This window comes from Acinetobacter sp. BZX-2 (assembly GCF_055179795.1).
Window position 1 is genome coordinate 2,569,258 of record NZ_CM143686.1, and the last position, 24,629, is coordinate 2,593,886.

The window sequence follows — 24,629 nt, forward strand, 5'->3', positions numbered from 1 at the left end:
AATAACAACATTTCTCAATTAAATAAAGCTCAATGTTCTCCCATATTATGTAATTACAGAAGTCATTTTTTATGAAAATTGTCATTCTTAATAAGCCCTATGACGTCCTCTCCCAATTCCGAAAAGACGAAGCGCATATGACTATGTCTGACTTCGTAGATGACCCAAGCCTGCGTTTGGCTGGTCGTCTTGATATGGACTCTGAAGGTTTAGTCTTTTTAACGGATCATGGTGGCTTAAACCAGTACATCACTAATCCAGCAAACAAGAAATTTAAGACTTATTTAGTACAACTCGATGGCGATATCACTGAAGAAGCTTTAGAGCAGCTTCGCAAAGGTGTCGAGCTTAAAGATGGTATGACGCTACCTGCTACAGCGATTAAAGTTGAGCAACCTGAATGGTTGTGGGATCGTGATCCACCCGTTCGTTTTCGTGCCAATATTCCAACATCATGGGTAGAAATTTCTATTTGTGAAGGACGTAACCGTCAAGTACGTCGTATGACTTCTGCTGTCGGCTTTCCAACTTTACGTTTAATTCGTACTAAAATTGGGGCCATTGACCTTGTCAGATTAGGTTTACAACCGGGTGAAACCAAAGAAATTGAGCCTTTGCTTTATCCTGATTTTCAAAATATCCCTGCTGAAGAACCATACCGTTCACGTTCTTATGTTAAAAAACCAGGTGGAACAGGTGGTAAGCCCATGGTTCGTAAAAACAAAGATGGTTCTGTTAAAAAATCTGGAACAAAACGTATTTGGCAAATGGATGATAGTGAAAAACCAAAGCGTAGAACCAATGGTACGACACGTCCAAATACCAAAGCACCACGTGGCCGCGGACGTAATGGTCGTTAAGATTTAAGGGTGAATGAAAGCTTGGATGCCTGAGCTTTCATTAACACCACATAAACGTCTTTTTTAAATCAATCTGCATATAAATCCCTAGATCTATAAAATTTAAACCCCTTATCCCCTACGAATCTGAGACATTCAGATATAAACTGTATTCACATCCTCATTGATATTGATAATTTAAGAGAAATGACATGTCACAACAAGATTATGAAAATGGCTTAAAAGTGCGTACGGAAGTCATGGGTGAAAGTTTTGTAAAACGCGCACAAGATAATACCGTTCCTTTTACTCAGCCTTTACAAGATTGGATTAATGAACATGCTTGGGGCTCTACTTGGCAACGTGAAGGTGTTTTACCACGTAAATACCGTTCGTTGATTACCATTGCATTTTTAACTGCACAAAAAAGCCCGACTGAGCTAAAAGGTCATGTGCGTGGTGCTTTAAACAACGGTGCAACAGTTGAAGAAATTCAGGAAGTCTTGCTACATAGCCTGCCTTATTGTGGTGCGCCTGCAACACAGGAAGCTTTCCGTGCTGCACTTGAAGTGATTAATGAATACCAAAAAGCCGAATAAAAATTAAATGTTGAACCTGAAATTGAATATTGATAAAGTCTATTTCTAGACTTTATCAATAAACTTCTTGTTTAAGCCGAGTGCTGATAAACATAGAAAATAAACCGTGTATTTAAATCCAATTAATTCCAAAACACATTAAAACTATAAAAAGATTCATCGACTTCAAAGCGCACGTGATAACCCAATTGCGTCAACTCAGAAGAAAGCCCTCGAATATCCGCTAAAGCTAAATGTTTAGGTAAAACTGTAAACACCGCGGTATTGCCCTGATTGGCATTGTCTTCAATCAATTGTGCCAAGCGCATTTTATAAAGCTCAATGTTCACGTTTGAGTTTTCAACCAATCGCTTGGCTTCAGATGCCGAAATGAACATAGGTAGATATCCTATTGATCTTTTACTTAAGATATAAAGAAAATGTGAAAAGCTGTGTATTGTTTATGTTTAACAGACAATTCAATACAAAACCTTTTGCTCTGAATCTTTAAACAGTCCATAAAAAAGCTTATAAATCCATTGCTTTATTTCATCAAAAGTTAAATTATCTATATTAAATATAAATGATAATTGTTATTATTCTCATTAATTTAAATCTCCTAGATTTCATTGCTTATGAATAGCCAGACTGAACTAGATGTCGCGAATGCATCAATTTCAACTCCGACTTTGAACACACAAATTAAATCCGCCTCATCATTAACAACCTATCGATTAATGATTTTTTACCGTTTCATCCTTGCTATTTTTGGCGGTTATATTCTTGCCGCACTTTCAGCCATCGTGATTGCCAAGACATTTGCTGAATACAGAGTTTCGAGTGTTATGAGCGCAACACTCATCGCATTTAGCATTCATTGTGCTGCCTTCATTTGGGTATTTATGGTCAATAAAACCCTTAAAGCGAGTTTAGGAATTGTTGTTCCTTGCTTAGTTTTATGGATGATTTATAAAATGGCAGGAAATTAAAATGCGCGTAGATGCAAAAATTGAAGGGCCTCGTCAGTCGATGTCATGGCTACACACATGGGCCAGTTTAATTCTAGGTTGGTTACTTTATGCAATCTTCCTGACAGGAACATTAAGTTTTTTCCAATCAGAAATATCCGTTTGGATGAAACCTGAAACCCATCAATCTGTACCTCATCCTTCTCAAATACAGCAAACCCAAGTTGCTTTGGCATATTTACAGAAAAACTATCCCAATGCAGGAAGTTGGATGATCCAACTACCGAATTCTAGACAAACAACGACTGAACTGAATATTCGTAAACAAGGTGAAGATTTAGAAGCGCGTCGTGGTGGTGAGCGGATCACTATTGATAGTGCAACGGGACAAGTTATCGATACCCGTGAAACACGTGGTGGTGGTTTTCTGTATCGTTTCCACTTTGAGCTCTACGGTTTACCACGCCTTTGGACACGTTGGTTGGTCGGTTTAGCGACAATGTTGATGTTAGTTGCAATTGTTAGTGGCATCATTACCCATAAAAAGATCTTTAAAGACTTCTTTACCTTTCGCTCAGGCAAAGGGCAACGTTCATGGTTAGATGCACATAACGCAACAGCCGTTTTTGCACTGCCCTTTCATATTATGATCACTTTTAGTGGTTTGTTATTGCTGATGTTTACGTTTATGCCTTGGGGAATCAACCAAGTTTATAAAGATCGACAAGCGTTTTTCCAAGAGATGCGTGGAGATACAGTTCAGCAAAATAATGCTCGAAATAAGAATCCCGAAAACCGTTCTGGATCTGCAAACAGCACCCAAACTCAAGGCACAGAACGAGCCAGAGCTCAACAAGCGGATGAAAATAGACAACGATCACGAGGTGAAAACGGTAAAAAGCATCCTCAACACGTTGCTCATCCTGCACCACTGGTCGACTTAGCACCCATCGTCACCACAGCACAGTCGCAATGGAAAAATAACCCGATTGCATCGATCAATATCATTGCGCCAAATACCAATAATGCGAGTATTGAACTTCGTGCTTTGTATGCTGAAAGTGTCGTAAATCGTAATACGTCTTTATTTTTAAAATTCGATGGTGTTACAGGTAAAAACATTACCCATGCGAATACCCAACAAAACAACCTGTCTATTCCTATGGGAATTTATAATGTCGTCACCGTGTTACATGAAGCTCGTGGCGTAGATTTAGCACTGCGTTGGTTATTATTTTTCTCGGGGGTGATTGGCACACTCATGGTCACCACAGGCCTTATTTTATGGTGTGTTAAACGTGCGCCGCAGCAACAAAAGCAAGGATATAAATCCTTTGGCTATCGTGTCGTTGAAGTGACCAATATCACAGCAATCATTGGTTTACCGATTGCTTGTGCAGCATATTTCTATGCCAATCGCTTCATTCCTACAGAGATAGAAATGCGTTTAAACTGGGAAATTCGTGCATTTTTTATCACATGGCTTTTGACTTTTATTTATGCAGCCATGCGTACACACCGTCAGGCTTGGCTAGAACTTTTGTTATTTGCAAGTGTTGCCTATGCCCTATTGCCAATCGTGAATTTTATAACGGGCGGACATGCGCTATGGAGCAGTATTCCTCATGGTCAGTGGATGATTGCATCATTTGATTTAATGACACTTGCAATCGCTATTTTATTTTTCTTCTCATTCTACAAAGTGAAAAAGCATAAAGGTCTTCCAAACAAGAAAGCTAAAAAACCAAGTCAGACAAATACTCAGGAGATTAAAGCATGATATTTTTTATCTTGATTTGGTCTCTATGCAGTCTCGCCTTTATCGCATTGGCGAGTTCAATGTCCAAACATCAGAAACAGATTTTTGGTCGAGAATTAAGCTCAAAACAAACCCTTGTTGCTACCATTGTTGGATGGAGCGTATTCGGTATTTCATTGACCTTTTGTTTGATGGCTGGAAATATCAGTAATATGCTCAGTTATTGGATTGGCGTACTGACCTGCTCTGCTTTATTGGTAGGACTGTGTTTAAGTTATTTCGATGCTCAGATTAAGTACATTTTCAGCTTCAGCATGCTCATTGCTTTTTGCAGTGGTGTTGTTTATCTCTTCTAAAAAAATATTCTAAATTACGCTATAATTAAATAAGCCAATCGACACATTGGCTTATTTTTTTATTGGTCACTTTGTTTAGCGGAATGTTTATGTCTAAGCCTCTTTCAATCCCTGCAGAATTGTTAAACCGTGCTGCCATGGGCAATTCCAATGCACAATTTGAACTTGCTGAAATTTATATGCAAAGTGATGATGAACAAGATAATCAACTTGCTGAAGAATGGGCGCTCAAAGCAGCACAACTGGGTCATGTAGAAGCAATGTATTGGCTTGGCGAAGGTTATCATGCCTATGCAAAAGACTTACTTGAAGCAGATCCCGATGAAGCAAAAGTTTGGTTTGAACATGCCCATCGTTGGTTAGAACAAGCTGTAAAACATCGCCACCCTGCTGCGATTTTAGAATTATCTAATTTTTATCGTCGTGGTGATGTGGTTGAAAAAGATATCGTTAAATCTGTAGAGATGGTCATCCAAGCTGCCGAACTCGGTGAAGTACAAGCCATGCGAGATTTAGTATGCATTTATGAACATGGTTTGGGTGTCGATGTCGATGAAACCAAAGCTGATTTTTGGGCGGAAAAAGCCAAAGTTGCGGAATAATTCAAATCCAATAGACAGTATGCCCATTTTATATGGGCTTTTTATATGTTATTCCTCACGTAAATGGACAAAGATCACATCTAAATCCTGTTTAGGAATAAAATTTTTCTCGACCATTTGAAATTGGGTCGCACTGATTTTTTTCACATGACCTTTCCAACAAAAAGAAACCAATTCATTAGGTTCACGTTCAATAGTCAATTTGAAATTCTGAATCGGTTTTGCCCAGTTTGCGCCCGTTGTTAAAATATAACCCAATGCACTAAAAGGAGCATTTTGCGACTGTGCCTTTTTCAAACCTTGCTTGAAATTTTGATCCATACAAAATTGATGATTATATTCATCAGGATAAAGTGAAACAGAACCGCCAACCAAAGGTTGATATTGATGAGACACTTGTGTGATGGTATTGGCCTTAAAGGTCTGCTGCCAACTATAAATCACCTGCGATTGCCAACGAATATAATCATCATCTTGTATTTTTAGTAATTTCTGAACTTTTGGATTTTGACAAGCTTTAATTTTTTGAATGACCTTGGTTTCATTGTCTGAATCTTCTTTTTTCCAAGGCGACATTAATTCTTGCTCTGTTAGCCCACAAGCTTCTAGTTCTGCTGTCACATCTGCCTGAAAATTTTCATCTTGGTTGTATTGATCGGCATTACTGGGTAAAAAAGCACGAATATGAGTTTTCGGTTTAAGCGCTTTACCATTCACAGTAACTTTAAAACTATCAATCAATCCTTTTACATCTGCAAAATCATGTTCAATATAATTCTGTGCTTTTGGTAGCGGGAACAAAACAGTTTCGGTAATATCACGCTGACTTAGATTTTTAAATTGGTAATCCACTTTAATCAATTTTTTGCTTATGGATAAATCTTCACTTTGCATGGCAATATTTTTATTTTTCAAATATTCAATACCACCTGTACCCACATAGCCTGTAGAGTCGTTGGCAACGACAGAGGATGCAACACAAAATGAAGCTACAAATAATATAATTTTCATTCGTTTAGTCCAAATCAGCAAATTCAATCGATTGGTAGCGTTGCGTATAAATTGACTCATCAACAATAACATTTTCAGAAAGTTCATTCATTATTTGCTTCTGGAAAATAATTTCTTGTTCTAAAACTTGATTCCAATACGCAGGGGCGTCTGAGAAATTTTCATAATAATCGAGCACTTCAATAACGCCGCTCAACAATGCAAGTAGGTTTTTGGATTTATTTTGATTCGACACCATCATAAAAAAGGCATCCAGTGTAATCACTTGAATTGCTTCCAGCTCTTCATAATCATCTGAATATTCATCGACCTCAGCATTGGCAAGTTTAATTTGGTTTTGATAAAACGCTAAATTTTCTTGGTCTATATCTTTCAGCAATTGATTATTTTCAATATGAATATGGTAGTGCTGTTCAATCGTCTGATGAAAATAAGGCAATTTTTCATAAAACCCAAACACCGCTTTTACTAAACTTTTACGTTGCATTAACGAAGCTTGTTCTATTGCATGTTTTAGAGCAAAGGTATGCTGATCAATGATTTGTACAATATTCATAAACGGTATGCTCCAACACTCATTCCAATGACTTAATGAATAGAGATGATCCCCATTCATTTAATTTAGACGCTTGCTATAACGCAAGAATTTAACAGATTTTTTCTATTTTTTAGTTTACAACACAACTCCTCATTCACCTTAATTGATAGGTTTTTATACAATCAACATTGGAACAAAATTAAAATATCGGTACAATAGCCTCCAGTCGAGGGATGCTGCGACTTTTTCACAGGCACATAAATGTGAAATCGCTAGGCTCGACGATTCGGTTAAAATTTCTGTGAATACTGGTTTTAATCAACAACGGCATCCGCGAACTGAATGATCAATTATTTTTTATTAATAAAGGAGATCGTGATGAACGCGGTTAATGCTTCATTTACAGATTATAAAGTTGCTGATATTTCTCTAGCAGACTACGGCCGTAAAGAAATCAAACTTGCTGAAGCAGAAATGCCAGCTTTGATGGGCTTACGTAAACGTTATGCTGCTGCTAAACCACTTGCTGGTGCAAAAATTCTTGGTTGTATTCATATGACCATTCAAACTGCTGTACTTATTGAAACACTGGTTGAATTAGGTGCAGAAGTTCGTTGGACTTCATGTAACATTTTCTCTACTCAAGACCACGCTGCTGCTGCAATTGCTGCTTCTGGTGTTCCAGTATTTGCTTGGAAAGGCGAAACTGAAGAAGAATACATGTGGTGTCTTGAACAACAAATCAATGTAAATGGCACACCTTGGGATGCCAACATGATTTTAGATGATGGCGGTGATTTAACTGCTGTTGTTCATGAAAAATATCCTGAATTGATTGCTAAAATCCACGGTATCACTGAAGAAACAACGACAGGAGTACAGCGTCTGCATGAAATGTTCCGTGATGGTACTTTGAAAGTTCCTGCGATCAACGTAAACGACTCTGTAACTAAGTCTAAAAACGACAACAAATATGGTTGCCGTCACTCACTAAACGATGCAATCAAACGTGGTACAGATATGCTTTTATCTGGTCGTCGTGCACTTGTGATCGGTTATGGTGACGTAGGTAAAGGTTCTGCTCAATCACTTCGCCAAGAAGGCATGATTGTACGTGTAACTGAAATCGATCCAATCTGTGCAATGCAAGCATGTATGGATGGTTATGAAGTTGTTTCTCCGTACAAAAACGGCGTTCAAACTGGCAAGAAAGAAGACATTAACTTAGATCTTCTTCAAAATACTGATTTGATCGTAACAACGACTGGTAACTACCACGTTTGTGATGCTGCAATGTTAGATACATTAAAAGCAGGTTCTGTAGTATGTAATATTGGTCACTTCGACACTGAAATCGATACCAATTATTTACGTGGTTACAAATGGGTTGAAGTTAAGCCTCAAGTACACCAAGTGTATCGTACAGAAAACGAAAATGATTATTTAATCTTGCTTTCTGAAGGTCGTTTAGTGAACTTGGGTAATGCAACAGGTCACCCTTCACGTGTTATGGATGGTTCATTTGCAAACCAAGTCTTAGGTCAAATGCATTTATTCGCTGAAAAATTTGCTGATCTACCAGAAGACCAAAAACAAGCGTCTATTCGTGTAGAACTTCTTCCTAAGAAATTAGATGAAGAAGTTGCTGCTGCAATGGTTGCAGGTTTTGGTGGTGTTCTTACTCAATTGACTCCAGAACAAGCTGATTACCTTGGCGTTGCTGTTGAAGGTCCGTTTAAGTCTGAGACTTATAAATACTAAGTTTTAATTTACACCCTCATCCAAACCTTCTCTCTGAGGGAGAAGGGACTTGGTTTCCTCTCCTTATAGGAGAGGGTTAGGGAGAGGTTAAAGTAATTAAAATAGTATTATAAAAAGGATTTAACCATGACTAAACGTGTTCCAATTTCGTTTGAGTTTTTCCCAACAAAAACAGACGCAGGTGCGGAAAAACTTAAGGTTGTTCATCAAGAATTACAACTGCTTAATCCTGAATTCTTTTCAGTGACTTATGGTGCAGGTGGTTCTACACGTGAACGCACACTTGCTGCAATTACTGACTTTAATGGTAAAGGCACTCCTGTTGCCCCTCACCTTTCATGTATTGGTGATGATAAAGTTCGTATTGCTGAATTACTGGATTTGTATAAAGCGCAAGGCATTGACCGTATTGTCGCACTTCGTGGTGACTTACCATCAGGACAAGTTGGATTAGGTGAATTACCTTATGCAACTGATCTTGTACGTTTTATTCGTGAACATTCAGGTGATCATTTTAAAATTGAAGTTGCAGCTTATCCTGAAATGCACCCTCAAGCGGATAACTTTGATGCGGACGTTAAACATTTCGCTGAAAAAGTAAAAGCAGGAGCAAATGCTGCAATTACGCAATTCTTTTTTAATCCAGATGCCTATTTCTATTTTGTAGAACGTATTCAAAAGCAAGGGATTGATATTCCAGTTGCTCCAGGAATTATGCCTATTACCAATGCAAGCAACTTAATTCGCTTTGCTGATGGTACAGGTGCAGAGATTCCGCGCTGGATTCGTAAGCAACTTGCGACTTATGGCGATGATTCTGCCAGTATCAAAGCATTTGGACATGAAGTTGTAGTAAAACTATGTGAACGCCTGATTGCAGGTGGTGCGCCAAGTTTGCACTTCTACTCTATGAACCATACAGAACCAAACCGTCAACTTGTACTTGACCTTGGTTTAGCATAATTTCAAACCCACGACTTGAGTAAAATTGAATGCCCCGTTTTTATATCGAAACTGATTTAACTGTCGATGTGAATATCCAACTCACTGAAACAGTGTTTCATCACTGGGTTAAAGTTTTACGTGCGCAAGTGGGTGAAAAAGCCACTTTGTTCAATGGACAAGGTGGTGAATATGCCGCAGAACTCATTGAAGTTTCAAAGAAATCTGCCACTGTTAAAATTACCGACTTCAATCCAGATAATCGAACCTCTGCTTTTACAGCCTTATTGGGCCAAGTCATGAGCAAGGGAGATCGTATGGATTACGCGATTCAAAAAGCAGTAGAGTTAGGTGTATCAGAAATTCAACTATTGACTTCTGAACGTTGTGAAATGCGTTTAAAATATGATCGTGATCAAAAAAAGATTGATCATTGGCAAGGCATTGTCATTGCAGCCTGTGAACAGTGCGGCATGAATATTGTGCCCAAAATACGAGCACCACAACCTTTGCAAGAATGGTTAAAAACTGATTTACCTCAGTCACGTTTAGTTTTAGCACCCAATAAAGAGAACCTCAACCCGCTTGAAGCAATTACCCCTCATCTTGTCCTTTTAATTGGGCCTGAAGGTGGCTTATCCGAACAAGAAATTGTCGATGCGAATGGTTACGGTTTTAAAAATTGGTGTATTGGCGATCGAATTTTACGAACAGAAACCGCACCTGTTGTTGCGTTATCAATTTTGAATCATATAATTGTAAAATAGTGACCTGTTTATTAAAAAATTATTGCAATTGTGATAAATACACAGTATTTTACATTAAAAGTATTCGTTTTTAATTCGATTAAAATATAAAACAATTATGCTTTTTTGAATTACTTTTAGTTCGATATTATTCAAATGAAATAAGGTGCAGCAGCAAATGATGGATGTTCAGGATGAGCTTCTTTCGCAAAGCATGAATGCATTACAAGTCAAAAGTATGGCAGATCATATGCAGATTTTTCTTGCATGGGTCTTGTTTGCAAGCTTTTTTGATATTTTTATTTATTATTTATATTTCAATGATTATTCAAACTATTTAAATCATTGGTTTTTTGTTTTAATCGGCATTATTTCTACCATGATCTTATCGATTTCATATTTGAAAAAGAATCAGATTGGAAGAAATAACGATAAAATCGATGCGCTGTTTCAATTTTTTTGTCTGGTAATTGGAACAACTTTAGGCATTGGTATATGCATTATTTATTACTTTCTTAAGATTGAGAACCCGCAACTCGATCATACTCAAATTATTGTTTTATCTGGTTTATTGCTCAGTATTACTTATGTGATGGCACTCACCTATTTGGTTGAGCGCTTTAGCTATTTTCTTTGCATATTTTTACCTTCTGCACTTCCCGCTATTTGTGCTCAATTGTTGTTTTTCCATGATGCATTCTTCTTTTACAGCATTATCACGGCTTTATGGTTTTCAACGATTTTTATCAGTGCCTTAATGGCCAGTCGAATGCATAATCGCTTGAAAATATTAAATAACAATAACACCATCTTAATTGAACAATCGCAACGCCATTTAAATGCATCTAAAGAACTGCAAACACAACTAAAAAAGGAATTTAATCGAACTGAAGAAATTAAAAATGAATTACAACTCAATAATCAACTACTAGAACAAAAAGTTAAAGAACGGGTAAATGATCTTAAGCAGATTAATGATCGCTTAGAAAACCATCAAGCAAACTTAGATTTTGCTCATGAAACAGCTGGGATTCATTCTTGGATTTGGGATATTGAAAAAAGAACTTTTGAAATTGCAAAAGCAAATAATGAAGTCGAATTCAGACAGATGAATGTAAAACATAATAATATTGCTGAATTTATTCACCCTGATGATCTTACCCATTATAAAACGATAATGGTACAGCACATCAAAGGTAAAACTGATCGTTTTGAAACCATTTATAGAATTAAGAAAAATGACCAATGGTGTTGGATTCAAGATATTGGTCGAGTGATTGCTCGAAATACCAATAATAAACCACTGAGAATGGTAGGTATTCACCGTAATATTCAAAAAGAAAAGTCTGATCAAGAAAAATTAAAACTTGCTGCAAATGTTTTTAAGCATGTTGCTGAAGGTATTTTCGTTTTAGACAGTAATTTATGTTATCTCGAAGTTAACCAATTTTTTGAAAAGTTACTCGGCTATAAACAAGAAGATGTTATCGGTCGGCATTTATTTGATATTACTGTCAATACGGGCTCATATGCTTCAAAAACATATGCCCAAATGACACAGCAACTTATAGAAACTGGTGAGTTTGATTCTGAATTACACATTGAATTTACCTCAGGTAAAAAACTTGTTCTTTGGATTCATATCAATGTTATTCATGATGAAAAGAATAAAGTTGTGAACTATGTGGGCATCATTACTGACTTAACAGATCGAAAAAAACAAGAACGTAAATTATCTTATTTGAAACATTATGACATTTTAACGGATCTACCGAATCGTTTTTATTTCAAGCAACAATTGCACAATTACCTTACTGATTATTCTAATTTATTTAAACATTTTGCTGTATTACGAATTAATATTGACCGTTTTAAAGCCTTTAATGATTCTTTAAGTCAGAAGCATGGCGACGAATTATTAAAGAAAGTCGCACAAAGATTAAGACTATGCTGTGCAAATGCTTCACTGACTGCTTATTTAAACAACGATGATTTTGCTGTGATCTATAATTTAAGCAGCGGCAATATTCCCATTCATCAGCAAACACAAAGTATTTTACAAGCTTTTAAACACCCCTTTGAAGTCAATGGACAAGACCAAACCATTACCATTTCAATAGGTGTCGCATTATTTCCTGAGCATGGTTTACATTTAGACAGCTTAGATGGACATGCCGAATTCGCTTTGGACGAAGCAAAACGCTTAGGCGGAGATACTGTTAAATTCTATTCAAACTCAAAAATACCAATTTTGAGTCAAGGAATTAACCTTGAGAATGAGCTTCGAAAAGCAATTAAAGAGCGTAATTTATCGGTAAATTATCAACCTAAAGTCTGTATTCAGACCAATCGAATTTACGGTTTTGAAGCGCTTGTGCGTTGGCAACATCCTACACTTGGCTATATTGCCCCTGATATTTTTATTCCTTTGGCGGAAGAAACCAATTTAATTTCTGATATTGGTTTGATTGTTTTAAACGAAACTTGCAAACAGATTCATCAGTGGCAATCACTAGGATTCGAAAACTTCCGAGTATCGATCAACATTGTTGCTCAACAAATTCATCGTGGACATTTGGTGGAAGACATTGATTATGCACTCAGAAAATACAATATTTCTGGGGATATGTTAGAGCTCGAACTGACGGAATCTTCTTTATTGGATAAATCAGAACAAGTCGACCAACTATTACGACAATTAAAAGACCGTCATATTTCTATTTCCTTAGATGATTTTGGAACTGGGTATTCATCTTTATCCTATCTCACCAGCTATCCTATTGATGTTTTGAAGATTGATAAATCCTTTATTTCTAAAATTGGACGTGAAAAGGATGAGGCGATTGTGAATGCAATCATTGCAATGGGCACAGCAATAGGTATTACTTTAGTAGCTGAAGGTGTTGAAACAAAAGAACAAATTGATTTCTTAGAAAAGCACGGCTGTCATATTTTACAAGGTTTTTATTTTTCTAAACCGCTCACCGCTGCTGAAAGTACACAATATTTAGAACAGCATAAACTTATTACGATTTAATCAATATTTTAGACTTTTAATCTACAACTTGAATTGAAATATATACTTTTTGACTGTCGATAGCGCTCAACAAATGGTATATTCGTTCATATTTAGTCAAAACGACCAGCCTCGCTGGAACATTGTAACAATCGAGATTCAAATGGACGATCAATCATTAAAACAGCAAGCTCTTTATTACCATGAATTTCCTACCCCAGGAAAAATTAGCGTTACACCAAGTAAACAACTGGTCAATCAACATGACTTAGCACTTGCCTATTCTCCAGGTGTTGCTGCTCCATGTTTAGAAATTGAAAAAGACCCTTCAAAGGCAGCACTTTATACTGCACGTGGAAACTTGGTTGCTGTGGTCAGTAATGGTACGGCTGTTTTAGGCTTAGGAAACATTGGTCCATTGGCTTCAAAGCCTGTAATGGAAGGAAAAGGCGTTTTATTTAAAAAATTCGCTGGTGTTGATGTATTCGATATTGAAATTGCTGAAAATGATCCAGATAAAATTGTCGATATCGTTGCAGCGTTAGAGCCCACTTTTGGTGGTATCAATTTAGAAGACATTAAAGCACCTGAATGTTTTTACATTGAGCAGAAACTTCGTGAACGCATGAAAATTCCTGTGTTCCATGACGACCAACACGGTACTTCAATTATCGTGGGCTCTGCACTTTTAAATGCTTTGCAATTGAATGGCAAAAAAATTGACGAAATTAAAATCGTTGCATCTGGTGCAGGTGCTGCTGCCCTTTCTTGCTTAGATTTACTTTGTGCAATTGGTGCGAAAAAAGAAAATATCATCGTTGCAGACTCGCGTGGTCTATTGACGACACGACGTGAAGGTTTGGATGAATCTAAAAAGCGTTATGTACAAGATATCGAAGGCAATCAACTTGCAGATGTGATTGCAGGTGCAGATATGTTCCTTGGTCTTTCAGCTGCTGGCATCTTGACCAAAGAAATGGTTAAGGTTATGGCTAATGATCCAATCATTTTTGCATTGGCGAACCCAGATCCTGAAATTTTACCTGAACATGCACATGAAGTGCGTAATGATGTCATTATGGCGACGGGTCGTTCAGACTATCCAAACCAAGTGAATAATGCACTATGCTTCCCTTATATCTTCCGTGGTGCTTTAGATGTTGGTGCAACCACCATCAATGAAGAAATGAAGATTGCATGTGTGCATGCGATTGCACGTATGGCGCATGTTGAAGCGGATGCTGCATCTTATGGTGAAAAATCAGCATCATTTGGTCGTGATTATTTAATTCCACGTCCACTTGATCAACGCTTAATTCTTGAAATTGCACCTGCTGTTGCGCAAGCTGCGATGGATTCAGGTGTTGCAAGCCGTCCAATTGAAGATTTCTCAGCATATCGTCAACGCTTATCTGAGTTTGTTTATAACTCTGCTTTGATGATGAAACCAATTTTTGCGCAAGCGAAAACTGCGCCTAAACGTATTGCGTATGCTGAAGGTGAAGACTTACGTGTATTACGTGCAGTGCAAATCGCAGTAGATGAAGGTTTAGCAAAACCAATTCTTGTCGGTCGTACTTCAGTGATTGAAGCGAACATCAAAAAATTAGGTTTGCGTTTAGAACATGGCGTAAACATCACGATTGTTGATCAAGAAAAAAATCCTGATTACGAAAAATTTGCAGATGATTATTACAACATCATGCAACGTAAAGGTGTAACACCTGAATATGCACAACGTGAATCACGTCGTCGTTCTACACTGATCGCAGCAATGTTAGTTCGTCATGGTCAAGCAGATGGTATGTTATGTGGTACATATGCAAGCTATGACATTCACTTAGATTTCGTAAGAAACGTGATTGGTTTAAAAGAAGATCGTAATAACTTCTTTACCTTGAATGCATTGATGCTTGAAGATCGTAACCTGTTTATTGCTGACACTTATGTAAATACTAACCCAACTGCTGAACAGCTTGCTGAAATGACAATTTTAGCTGCTGAAGAAGTACGTCGTTTTGGTATGACACCGCGTGTTGCATTACTTTCACATTCAAGCTTTGGTTCAGATCAAAATGATCCAAGTGCACAAAAAATGCGTAAAGTCTTTGAAATTTTATCTGAAATTGCGCCAGAGTTAGAGGTTGAAGGTGAAATGCATGCGGATGCTGCACTTGATGAAAATATTCGTCATTTTGCATTCCCGAACTCACGCTTCAAAGGTTCTGCAAACTTGTTAATCATGCCAAACCTTGATGCTGCAAATATTTCATTCAACTTGTTAAAATCTACATCGGGTAATAATGTGACTATTGGTCCAATCTTACTCGGTGCAGCTAAACCAGTTCATATTTTAACACCTACGACAACAACTCGCCGTTTGGTAAATATGACGGCTTTAACCGTTGCAGAGATTCAACAAGCTCAAAGCTAGGTTTAAAATCAATTTGAGATAAATACTGTTAAAGTTTAGCAAATCGCTAGGTTTCAACACTTGAGAAAACCTCTATTCTGTTGCATGATGGCACTAAGAATAGAGGTTTTTTCATGCAAGTTTATTTAGTAGGCGGTGCCGTCAGAGATCATTTACTCGGACATCCCTATCACGAAAAAGATTATGTTGTCGTAGGTGCTACACCTGAGCAACTTCTCGCCCAAGGTTATCAGCCTGTTGGTAAAGATTTCCCTGTTTTTTTGCATCCCAAAACAAAAGAAGAATATGCACTTGCCCGTACTGAACGTAAATCAGGACATGGCTATCATGGGTTTGAATTTTTCACAGATCCAAATGTAACCCTCGATGAAGATTTAATTCGCAGAGATTTAACCATCAATGCGATGGCGATGGATGAGTCTGGGCAAGTATTTGACCCTTATCATGGGCAAGACGATTTAAATAATAAAATTCTTCGTCATGTTTCTGAAGCATTCGCAGAAGACCCTTTACGTGTATTGCGTGTCGCTCGTTTTGCAGCTCGCTATGCACAATATGGTTTTACGATTGCAACTGAAACCCTTGCTTTAATGCGTCAATTGGCTGAATCAGGCGAGCTTCAAGCTTTAACACCTGAACGTGTATGGAAAGAAACTTCACGTGCTTTGATGGAGAATCATGCAGATGTTTATTTTGAAGTATTACGTGAATGTGGTGCTTTAAAAATCTTGTTCCCTGAAATAGATGCTTTGTTTGGTGTTCCGCAACGCCCTGAATATCATCCTGAAATTGATTGTGGTATTCACACACTGATGTCTTTGCAACAAGCCTGTAAAGCTGATTATTCTTTAGATGTACGTTTTGCAGTTTTAGTTCATGATTTAGGCAAGGCGCTAACACCTAAGGAAGAATTACCACGTCATATCATGCATGAAGAACGTGGAATTCAACCAGTCACCGAAGTCTGTGATCGATTAAAAGTTCCAACTCAAACTAAACAGCTTGCTTTAGCGGTATGTAAAGAGCATTTAAAGTGCCATCAAGCATTTACTTTAAAGGCTGGTACTGTATGGCGTCTTTTACAACGTTTGGACGTATTACGTCGTCCTGAGCGTGTGGAAGCGTTTATTCAAGCTTGTGAGTGTGATGCTAAAGGCCGTTTGGGTATGGAAAATCGTGAATATCCTCAAGCTCATTATCTTTTGAATGCAGTGAAAACTGTACGGACAATTAAAGCTTCTGACTTACCGCCAGATGTTCAAGGTTCTGATATTGGAGAGATGCTGATTCAAAAACGTATTGAAGCGATTGCTCATTTAAAGCATGCGTTAGGTCATCATAGTCATACTGTTTAAGGGAACATCCTCTCAGTATCCCAGTAACGGGGGGCTTAGTAGATTTACGTTGTTGTGGTTTAATAAAACTGGATACCGCTTAGACTGTTATCACCATCCAAAATCATGAACAATCAAAGACAGACAATAGCCCTAGATTCAAATTTGAAGCAACATGTGTTGTTTTATCACAGATGCTTAAAATGTATGCGTTCCGATTTAATCTGACAGTGACCAATATTTCATAGAGACTGTCAGATTAAATTTGAGCTAATTTTTATCAGACTTTTAAAACGATCATATCTCATGTTTGAATTCGCCCTTATTTAGCTTGAGCTTACTAAGTATAATTTTAGTATTCCAGCTAATAAAGATCATTTTTTCCTTAATATTGAGTTAATCCTTATTTTTTCTTTTAAAAAACTGATTAGAAAAAAATTTATGTAATGGAAATTTGGTTAATGCGAACCCTAACAACATAAGAATTGAATAGAAAATAAATTGAGGGGTAACCGCTTTATGTTCATAGTGTGTATCTATAGCAATTGCAACGACTGGAAATATAATAAAAATAAATGATAAAATGATAGGGCTCATACGTTTTAACAAATAGAAATAGACAATAAATCCTCCAACAGATGCGACAACACCAAGGTATAATAAAGCCAACCAACTACGTGCTGTAATCTCATCAAGCTTTGGTGCTTCAAAGAAAAAACTAAAAATACACAATAATCCTCCAGCGACACCTATAGGCAAAGTATTAAATGTAAAAACACTAATATTTGATGCTATTTTCTTAGAATAAACATAAAGAAATCCATGCATAATTGCAGCACATAAAATAGCTATCACACCTAAAAAATCGGTATATGAAACAATCAATCCTTCCGAAATTAAAATAATAACCAAACAACAAAAACCAATAAATATACCTGAAATTTGATTAATAAAAATTTTCTCTTTTAAAAGTATAATTGAAAATATCATAGAAAATACGGACATGGTGCTAAATAATAAAGAGGTTAACCCTGAAGAAACATATTGCTCACCATAACTAATCAAATAATATGGAATTGTAAAATAAAATAGTGTCAGTACAATAAAAAAGGAACGTTGTGCTTTTGGAAAAATTAGAGGTGCTTTGACTAAAACAGTTATCAATAACAAAAAAGGAAAAGCAATAATAAATCGTAAACCAGATGCAAATAATGGTGGGGCACTTTCTACAGCAATCTTAATCCCAATCCATGTAGTTCCCCACGTTAAGCAAACAATGAGATAAAGCACAAACGTTAAAAAAGTACTTTTCCATATCCTATTTCGTGTATTACTATTTAATTTCACTGGTTAAGTTCTCTTATCGTTATAATATTTTTTATAAAATTTTCTTTATAACTTGATTCGTGCTTTTCTTGATAACTTTGTATCCATTTAGAATGTCTTCTGCTACAACACAATTTGGACCAATAAAAACATCATGACCAACTTCGATATTACCAAAGAGTCGACTAAATGCGCCAATCTCAACATTATTACCAATTTTCGATGCCTTCTTTCGAATAGATTATTTGCAATGCCTGTCGCTCCCAATACAACTCCACCTAAAAAATAACAATTATTTCCAACTATACTCGTTTCACCAATAACTGTTCCAAAACCATGATCTAGAATAAAATTAGTACCAATATCACTTTTATAATGAAGCTCTGCACCAGAGAGTATTTTCCCACGATTTGAAATAAGTATTGAAAATGATGTTTTTCTTCTAAATCAATCTGCTTATAAATAAAATGAGCAACTCTATAATGTAATGTAGCTTTAAAAAAAGTATAACCTTGTAAAATACCTGATAAACACTCACGTGATGCAGGATCCTTTTTTGAATAGGCTGTTGCATCTTCAAAAATCATCTCAATCAATACTCCATAATTTCTATGATTAGAAACTAAATTTGCAAAATTAGGATGACAACACTCCCATAATGCTGCTTGTATCTGAGTATGAATCATTTCTTTAATCTCACCGACACTTATAAACATTTTAATTCTCTTATTATATCGTTTTATTTCAATCACTCATTTCAACATATATAAATCAAACTCCTTTATTTATTTTAACCAAAAAAAATCTCATTACCAAATTTAACCATATTAATTAAACTATCAAATGAAAAATTATCCGTAAACAACAGATACTCAACCAATATAAAATACAACACCAATAATCATTTAAATAACTGTTCTAATTTAAAATATTAAAATGTTTTTTAATGTAAGTTTGAAAAATGACTAATTTTTAGAATGCGCATAAAAATTAATAAAAAATAGAATTTAAAAAGTAAAAATAACTAAATAAACGAATAAATTAAAACCAATAAAGCATATAAATACTTAAAAAATAAATTTTAATTAAAATTTAACCTTTAAATAAAGTCTATATTATTAAAATAACTATCACATGAAAATAAAATTTAACAAAGGCGATTTGGAGTTATGCCCCAATTATACAAGCTATTGCTGCACTATCATTTCTTTAAAGAGACATTTCATAACATCAGACAGTGCAATCAATGTCCTTTTAAGAATAGTCATCGTCCTTTTATGCAATGCATTGCATTCAATAATATTCAATCATGTGTTAACCAAGTTAGATTTCACAAGGTGTAACATGAATGCTGTTGCTCAAATAACAACTGATTCACCAAAATTTAAAGACAAAAAAAGAAAATTATGGCTACTCGGACTCGTGGTTCCCAATATTGCCAATGTGGCAATGCTCGGCTATCAGTTTGGGCCTAAAAAAACCAAAAAGCTTTTTGCAGCGGCAGGCCCTATTGTTCTGCATGGTATCATTCCTGTCATCGACCGTTTTTTAGGTGAAGATTCAGAAAATCCACCTGAAGATGCTATTGCTGAATTAGAAGCAGATCCCTTTTATGAAAAAGTCGTTAATCTTTATATCCCTCTGCAATATATAGCAAATATTTATGGAAATTATCTTGCAAGTAAAGACTCGACACCACTTTCTGACCGCGTTCTCATTGGCTTAACACTGGGTGTCGTTAATGGTGTTGCCATTAACACAGCTCATGAACTGAGCCACAAAGCTGGTAAACGACAACATTATCTTTCTCACTTATGTTTAGCGCCGACAGGATACAATCATTTCCGTATTGAACATCCTTATGGGCATCATTTACGTGTAGCGACACCAGAAGACCCCGCTTCGTCACAGTTTGGTGAGACATTTTGGAAGTTTTGGCCACGAACTGTTAGCGGGAGTTTTAAATCAGCGATTGAAATTGAAAAACGACGCTTAGAAAGAAAAGGCTTATCTTTTTGGTCTATACATAATGAGCTGCTACAAGGCTGGGCAATGTCAGCAACCTATCACGGAATCATGCTGAAAATGTTCGGGAAAAATATTATCCCAACACAAATTGCTCAATCTGCTTACGGTATTACTTTATTCGAAGCCGTAAATTATATGGAGCATTATGGTTTAAAACGTCAGAAGTTAGAAAATGGACGTTATGAAAGAACCATGCCTGTTCACAGTTGGAACAACAACAGTTTGTTCAGCAATATTCTGCTGTATCAATTACAACGTCACTCGGATCATCATGCCTATCCGACCAGAAGTTACCAAGCACTCAGACATTATGAAAACGTTCCACAATTACCTGTCGGCTATGCGAGTCTATTTTTACATGTCTTTATTCCGAAATATTGGTTTAGCATTATGGATAAACAAGTTATTGATTATTACCAAGGTGATATCAATAAAATCAATCTCTACCAACCTGCTAAACAGAAAGTATTAGAAAAATATAACGATTATTTCAACTTTCAAAATAATCAAGAAATCAAAGAGGTTTCTCAATCATGAAAAGATACCAATGTATTGTTTGTGGGTGGATCTATGACGAATCTGTAGGAATGCCAGAAGAAGGTTTTGCAGCAGGGACTGCATGGCAAGACATTCCCGAAAGCTGGAGTTGCCCTGATTGTGGTGTTTCGAAAGCTGATTTTGAAATGATTGAGATTGCATAGAAAATCAATTTTGAGAATAGAAGTATTTAGTTACAGGCTCAAATCGAAAGATATTATCTCTTGCTTTATCTATTGATTTGTCTCGTTATTGAAGCGCTGTTGATTGATGAATATCAAATATTTATGCTAAATCACAGTCGCTTCAATCTGTTTATTGCACGGCAATCTTCTGTCCATCACATCATTGCTTTACACTTTCGATTATTTATAACCTCTAGTCATACACAATTTATACAGTTAATATTTAAATCATCAATGCATGATGATTCCTCTCTTGGCGAATGAATAGTCATATGAATAATCAAATTCCCATTATCCCTGCAAGATATTATTTCAAAGTTTTAAATCTTTTAGAGTCTCGGAATATTTCAACCGTAGATATATTGGCTGAGGTCGATATAGATCTAAAGAAATATTTAAGCTCACCAGATATGAAGATTTCTCAAGAACAAGTCGAGAAATTTATCTCCTTTTGCCTAAAATTTCCTTTTAATTATGATTTGGCCTTTGAATTAGGTCGTTCGCTAAAAGTCAGCTCACATAGCTTGATTGGCTATGCAATATTGACCTGTGACAACTTAGAACAAGCGGTCATCTATATTTCTAAATATTTTTCTTTGATTCTACCAAGTTTTAAAATTTCGTATTTTTATCATGAAGATCAGTCGATGGAGCTGATTTGTGAGCCTGTCATTCCCATAGATACGCTATCGCTCAATTTCCATCTTGAAGCAATTGCTGTTGCTTTACATTGTGCTATCCATGAACTGGTTGAAGAACGCTTAATGCCCTACCACATTTTTATGTCAATCAATGAACCCTTACATATACATCGCTATGCACAATTATCTAAAGTTCGTTTTCACTTTAATGCATTAAAAAAACCAAGCATTGTCCTGCAATTAAGCAAACAACTGATTAAACAAAACCTACGCCTCGCAGATGAAGGTACACGTAAAGCGATTGAATTGAAGTGTCAGGAACAAATTGATGAGATTAAAAATAATATGGATTTGATTGCATGGCTTAGGCAATTATTTTTAAATTCTTCAGATATTCCGAGTTTGCAGGAATGTGCTACCTTTTTGAATATTTCCAGTAAAACACTACAAAGAAGCTTGAAAGCACAAGACATGTCATATCAACAATTAAAAAATGAAGTGGTGATTGATAAAGCCAAAAAAATGTTAGTTTCTTCAAATAAAAATCTGATCGAAATTGCAGAAGAACTGGGTTATGCCTCTGCCTCTAACTTTTCTCGTTCCTTTAAATTCTTTGTCGGTGTTGCACCGAGTTTCTATCAAAAACAAAATAAGTATGTTGGATGATTTAGGATAATAAAACGTGGTTTATGAACATTAAAGTGCTTTGTAGATCTTGTATTATTCGCTGATCCTTATTCTTTTGATTATTGTTTATTTTCAAGTCTAAGCAAAGCACTTACCATTCCATCTGACACAAAGATGAGTTAAAAATTCCTGTGAAATAATAATCTTAACCTGAGTTCGAGATAAGATGTGTTCCCAACTATATGATACGCGGAAACGTCAGTCGCATTGTTCGAGGCATGAGGAATATATTCCGAAATAGCTGTAATATACTGTTTTTGCGATATATTAGATACTTGATAGTATCTGTCGAGTTGGCGACTGACAAATGGTTTTGCCCTTGCGTGGCAGTGCCACTCATCCCGAAAGCCTTGCGAGGTAGTACCTCTCAGGTCGAACCGAAGGTTAATCCTTGCATTTGACTTTTACACGGTAAGACTCCGCTGTGCCTGATCTATTATTTCAATAACTTACATCAAAATTTATCCCGAACTGACGTTAATCTTAGGAATTTTTAACCATTTTCTCAACCTTAACCTACATTTTCCAAAATCGCTTTATCTGGAATAAATGACATAGCACGTTCAGCTAAAGCAGTAATTGTTAAACTTGGATTTACACCTAAGTTCGCACCCAGCATTGCACCATCGATTACGTACATATTTTTATAATTAAAAACTCTGTTTTGCGCATCTACAACACCAGTTTCTACTGAATCAGACATTGCACAACCACCCATGCAATGTGCCGTAAAAGGAACATTAAACAATATTTCTGTTTTGGTCGTCATTGGATGACCATTAAACATTTTGGCAACTTTTTCAGTAAATGCATTGGCTTGTGGAATATAAACAGGTAAAGGCCTGCCCTCTGAAGATAAGGTTTTACCAAAAGGCCACCACCAATTTCTTTTTAATTTCATCTGAATAGATGCATCTACAGTCTGCATGACGAGGAAAATTAAAGTCTGCTTGGCAAAACCAAAGGGACTATTCATTTTTAGGAAAATAATTGGATGACAGATCAATGCCCATAACCATGAAAATATTCTCGATAATCCGGGTTTCCCATCTGCCATATAGGTGGTTAATAAACCCATTCCATCTGAACCACGTTGGTAACGTGTTGCCTCAATATGGGTATTGTGATCGATATAGATACTCGAACCAATTGCAACACCTTGGCTCATGTCTATTTCTTTATCAAAAAAACGAACACCCAATATCGACTCAGCATTGGTTCTCACCTGCTTGCCTAATTGTTCTGAAATATTCGGTAAAACCTGACGATCCTTTAAACGTAATAGCAATTCTTGTGTCCCTAAAGACGATGCTGAAAAGATGACATTTTTAACGATCCACGTCCGCTTATTCTTTTTGCCCCAAGACATCGAATCAACCGTTGTCACTTCATAACCGTCACGACCATCTTCTCGATCATTTAAAGGACGAATATCAATAACTTTGGTTTCTGCAAAAACTTGTGTTCCTTGTTTTTCAGCAAAATAGAGATAATTTTTATCTAATGTATTTTTAGCATTATACTTACAGCCTGTCATGCACCCACCACAAGCCGTACAAGTCGCACGATCAGGGCCTTGACCATTAAAATAAGGATCGGGATAGGTTTTCCCACCCGTCTCACCTTCTGGTGGAAAAAAAGTGGCTACTCGCGTGGGTTTAAAAGTATCACCAACCCCAACAGCCTCACCCATTCGTTTCAACATATGATCTGCTGGCCCTAAGATCACATTATCCGTTACACCGAGCATTCGTTCTGCTTCAGCAAAATATTGTGGCATTTCTTGTTTTAAATTGGGAATATTTCCCCATGACCCTTCAGACCAAACGCTATCTGGCGGTATCAATAAAGTATTTGCATAAGTAATTGATCCACCTCCAACAGCATTGCCACAAATAATGGTGACATGTCGAAAGATTCGCAAATTAAAAAAACCAAAGAGTTTTAAAGCAGGTCGCCAAATCCAACGTGGCGTATTCCAATTGGTTTTAGGAAAATCTTTCGCTTCCCAACGTTTCCCCATTTCCATAACAGCAACAGAATATCCTTTCTCTGAAAGTCGATGTGCTGAAACACTTCCTCCAAACCCAGATCCAATGATGAGATAGTCAAAATCGTAATTTATTTGATGCATTGAATTGAGCTCCTTTCAACCCTTCTTTTAAATATTGCGGACAATAAATGAAGAAATCATTTTAAATTTTCAATCTTTATCATGAATAGAATTAGAAAATTCTTATAAGCTTAAAAGGACACAATCTATTCTTAAAAAGACAAATTCAGCAGAAAAATGAAAAGCCCTTGAAGATCAAGAGCCTTATAAAATATTTAGCAATATGTT

22 protein-coding genes are annotated in these 24,629 nt (G+C 36.3%); 15 read left to right on the forward strand and 7 right to left on the reverse strand.

What is annotated here, in order from left to right; all coding sequences use genetic code 11:
- Positions 1–71 precede the first annotated feature (71 nt).
- Positions 72–860, forward strand: a complete 789-nt coding sequence (locus tag ACY45D_RS12110) for a pseudouridine synthase (RefSeq protein ID WP_463106976.1) — start codon at positions 72–74, stop codon at positions 858–860.
- A 191-nt stretch (positions 861–1,051) separates the two neighbouring features.
- On the forward strand, positions 1,052–1,438 hold the full coding sequence (locus ACY45D_RS12115; RefSeq protein ID WP_068975262.1) for a carboxymuconolactone decarboxylase family protein: 387 nt from the start codon (positions 1,052–1,054) through the stop codon (positions 1,436–1,438).
- 122 nt (positions 1,439–1,560) lie between these two features.
- Here ACY45D_RS12115 and ACY45D_RS12120 read toward each other — a convergent pair whose 3' ends face one another.
- Positions 1,561–1,815: a hypothetical protein gene (locus ACY45D_RS12120; RefSeq protein WP_463106977.1), complete on the reverse strand. Its 255-nt coding sequence runs from the start codon at positions 1,813–1,815 to the stop codon at positions 1,561–1,563.
- Positions 1,816–2,052: 237 nt separating this feature from the next.
- On the opposite strand from ACY45D_RS12120, the gene ACY45D_RS12125 reads away from it, so the two are divergent.
- The 4 genes from ACY45D_RS12125 to ACY45D_RS12140 all read left to right on the forward strand — a co-directional run bounded on the left by ACY45D_RS12125 (position 2,053) and on the right by ACY45D_RS12140 (position 5,102).
- Positions 2,053–2,406: a hypothetical protein gene (locus ACY45D_RS12125; protein ID WP_463106978.1), complete on the forward strand. Its 354-nt coding sequence runs from the start codon at positions 2,053–2,055 to the stop codon at positions 2,404–2,406.
- A 1-nt stretch (position 2,407) separates the two neighbouring features.
- Positions 2,408–4,165 (forward strand): PepSY-associated TM helix domain-containing protein, encoded by a 1,758-nt coding sequence (locus ACY45D_RS12130; protein WP_463106979.1) that lies wholly within the window; start codon positions 2,408–2,410, stop codon positions 4,163–4,165.
- Positions 4,162–4,500 (forward strand): DUF3325 domain-containing protein, encoded by a 339-nt coding sequence (locus ACY45D_RS12135; RefSeq protein ID WP_463106980.1) that lies wholly within the window; start codon positions 4,162–4,164, stop codon positions 4,498–4,500. The genes ACY45D_RS12130 and ACY45D_RS12135 overlap by 4 nt, the downstream gene beginning before the upstream one ends.
- 89 nt (positions 4,501–4,589) lie before the next feature.
- Entirely contained in the window at positions 4,590–5,102 is a 513-nt protein-coding gene (locus ACY45D_RS12140; RefSeq protein WP_463106981.1) for a tetratricopeptide repeat protein, read from the forward strand.
- Between the two features lie 48 nt (positions 5,103–5,150).
- On the opposite strand, the gene ACY45D_RS12145 is transcribed toward ACY45D_RS12140, so the two are convergent.
- Both ACY45D_RS12145 and ACY45D_RS12150 read right to left on the reverse strand, forming a co-directional pair.
- The gene (locus ACY45D_RS12145; protein ID WP_463106982.1) at positions 5,151–6,113 is read right to left on the reverse strand and encodes a DUF4424 family protein; all 963 of its coding nucleotides are present in this window, start codon (positions 6,111–6,113) and stop codon (positions 5,151–5,153) included.
- 4 nt (positions 6,114–6,117) lie between these two features.
- The gene (locus ACY45D_RS12150; protein ID WP_463106983.1) at positions 6,118–6,669 is read right to left on the reverse strand and encodes a hypothetical protein; all 552 of its coding nucleotides are present in this window, start codon (positions 6,667–6,669) and stop codon (positions 6,118–6,120) included.
- Between the two features lie 360 nt (positions 6,670–7,029).
- On the opposite strand from ACY45D_RS12150, the gene ahcY reads away from it, so the two are divergent.
- From ahcY to ACY45D_RS12180, 6 genes are all read left to right on the forward strand, one after another.
- Entirely contained in the window at positions 7,030–8,412 is a 1,383-nt protein-coding gene (gene ahcY / locus ACY45D_RS12155; protein ID WP_010117714.1) for an adenosylhomocysteinase, read from the forward strand.
- 126 nt (positions 8,413–8,538) lie between these two features.
- A complete protein-coding gene (metF, locus tag ACY45D_RS12160) occupies positions 8,539–9,375 on the forward strand; it encodes a methylenetetrahydrofolate reductase [NAD(P)H] (RefSeq protein ID WP_463106984.1) in 837 nt (278 codons plus the stop codon).
- 29 nt (positions 9,376–9,404) lie between these two features.
- Positions 9,405–10,121, forward strand: a complete 717-nt coding sequence (locus ACY45D_RS12165) for a 16S rRNA (uracil(1498)-N(3))-methyltransferase (RefSeq protein WP_463106985.1) — start codon at positions 9,405–9,407, stop codon at positions 10,119–10,121.
- 157 nt (positions 10,122–10,278) lie between these two features.
- Entirely contained in the window at positions 10,279–13,137 is a 2,859-nt protein-coding gene (locus tag ACY45D_RS12170; protein WP_463109482.1) for an EAL domain-containing protein, read from the forward strand.
- A 142-nt stretch (positions 13,138–13,279) separates the two neighbouring features.
- Positions 13,280–15,550 carry an NADP-dependent malic enzyme gene (locus tag ACY45D_RS12175; protein ID WP_089604662.1) on the forward strand — a complete coding sequence of 757 codons (2,271 nt, stop codon included), beginning with the start codon at positions 13,280–13,282 and terminating at the stop codon, positions 15,548–15,550.
- 113 nt (positions 15,551–15,663) lie between these two features.
- Positions 15,664–16,905 (forward strand): multifunctional CCA addition/repair protein, encoded by a 1,242-nt coding sequence (locus ACY45D_RS12180; RefSeq protein ID WP_463106986.1) that lies wholly within the window; start codon positions 15,664–15,666, stop codon positions 16,903–16,905.
- A gap of 375 nt (positions 16,906–17,280) precedes the next feature.
- On the opposite strand, the gene ACY45D_RS12185 is transcribed toward ACY45D_RS12180, so the two are convergent.
- From ACY45D_RS12185 to ACY45D_RS12195, 3 genes are all read right to left on the reverse strand, one after another.
- Positions 17,281–18,231, reverse strand: a complete 951-nt coding sequence (locus ACY45D_RS12185) for a DMT family transporter (RefSeq protein ID WP_463106987.1) — start codon at positions 18,229–18,231, stop codon at positions 17,281–17,283.
- Positions 18,232–18,262: 31 nt separating this feature from the next.
- A complete protein-coding gene (locus ACY45D_RS12190) occupies positions 18,263–18,448 on the reverse strand; it encodes an LbetaH domain-containing protein (protein WP_463109483.1) in 186 nt (61 codons plus the stop codon).
- 103 nt (positions 18,449–18,551) lie between these two features.
- Positions 18,552–18,926, reverse strand: coding sequence for a hypothetical protein (locus ACY45D_RS12195; protein WP_463106988.1), 375 nt, complete (start codon positions 18,924–18,926; stop codon positions 18,552–18,554).
- A 628-nt stretch (positions 18,927–19,554) separates the two neighbouring features.
- Here ACY45D_RS12195 and ACY45D_RS12200 point away from each other — a divergent pair.
- The 3 genes from ACY45D_RS12200 to ACY45D_RS12210 all read left to right on the forward strand — a co-directional run bounded on the left by ACY45D_RS12200 (position 19,555) and on the right by ACY45D_RS12210 (position 22,267).
- Positions 19,555–20,775, forward strand: coding sequence for an alkane 1-monooxygenase (locus ACY45D_RS12200; protein WP_463106989.1), 1,221 nt, complete (start codon positions 19,555–19,557; stop codon positions 20,773–20,775).
- On the forward strand, positions 20,772–20,939 hold the full coding sequence (locus tag ACY45D_RS12205; RefSeq protein WP_463106990.1) for a rubredoxin: 168 nt from the start codon (positions 20,772–20,774) through the stop codon (positions 20,937–20,939). Before ACY45D_RS12200 ends, ACY45D_RS12205 begins: the two co-directional genes overlap by 4 nt.
- A gap of 293 nt (positions 20,940–21,232) precedes the next feature.
- Positions 21,233–22,267: an AraC family transcriptional regulator gene (locus ACY45D_RS12210; RefSeq protein WP_463106991.1), complete on the forward strand. Its 1,035-nt coding sequence runs from the start codon at positions 21,233–21,235 to the stop codon at positions 22,265–22,267.
- A gap of 532 nt (positions 22,268–22,799) precedes the next feature.
- On the opposite strand, the gene ACY45D_RS12215 is transcribed toward ACY45D_RS12210, so the two are convergent.
- A complete protein-coding gene (locus tag ACY45D_RS12215; protein ID WP_463106992.1) occupies positions 22,800–24,422 on the reverse strand; it encodes a GMC oxidoreductase in 1,623 nt (540 codons plus the stop codon).
- Between the last annotated feature and the right edge of the window lie 207 nt (positions 24,423–24,629).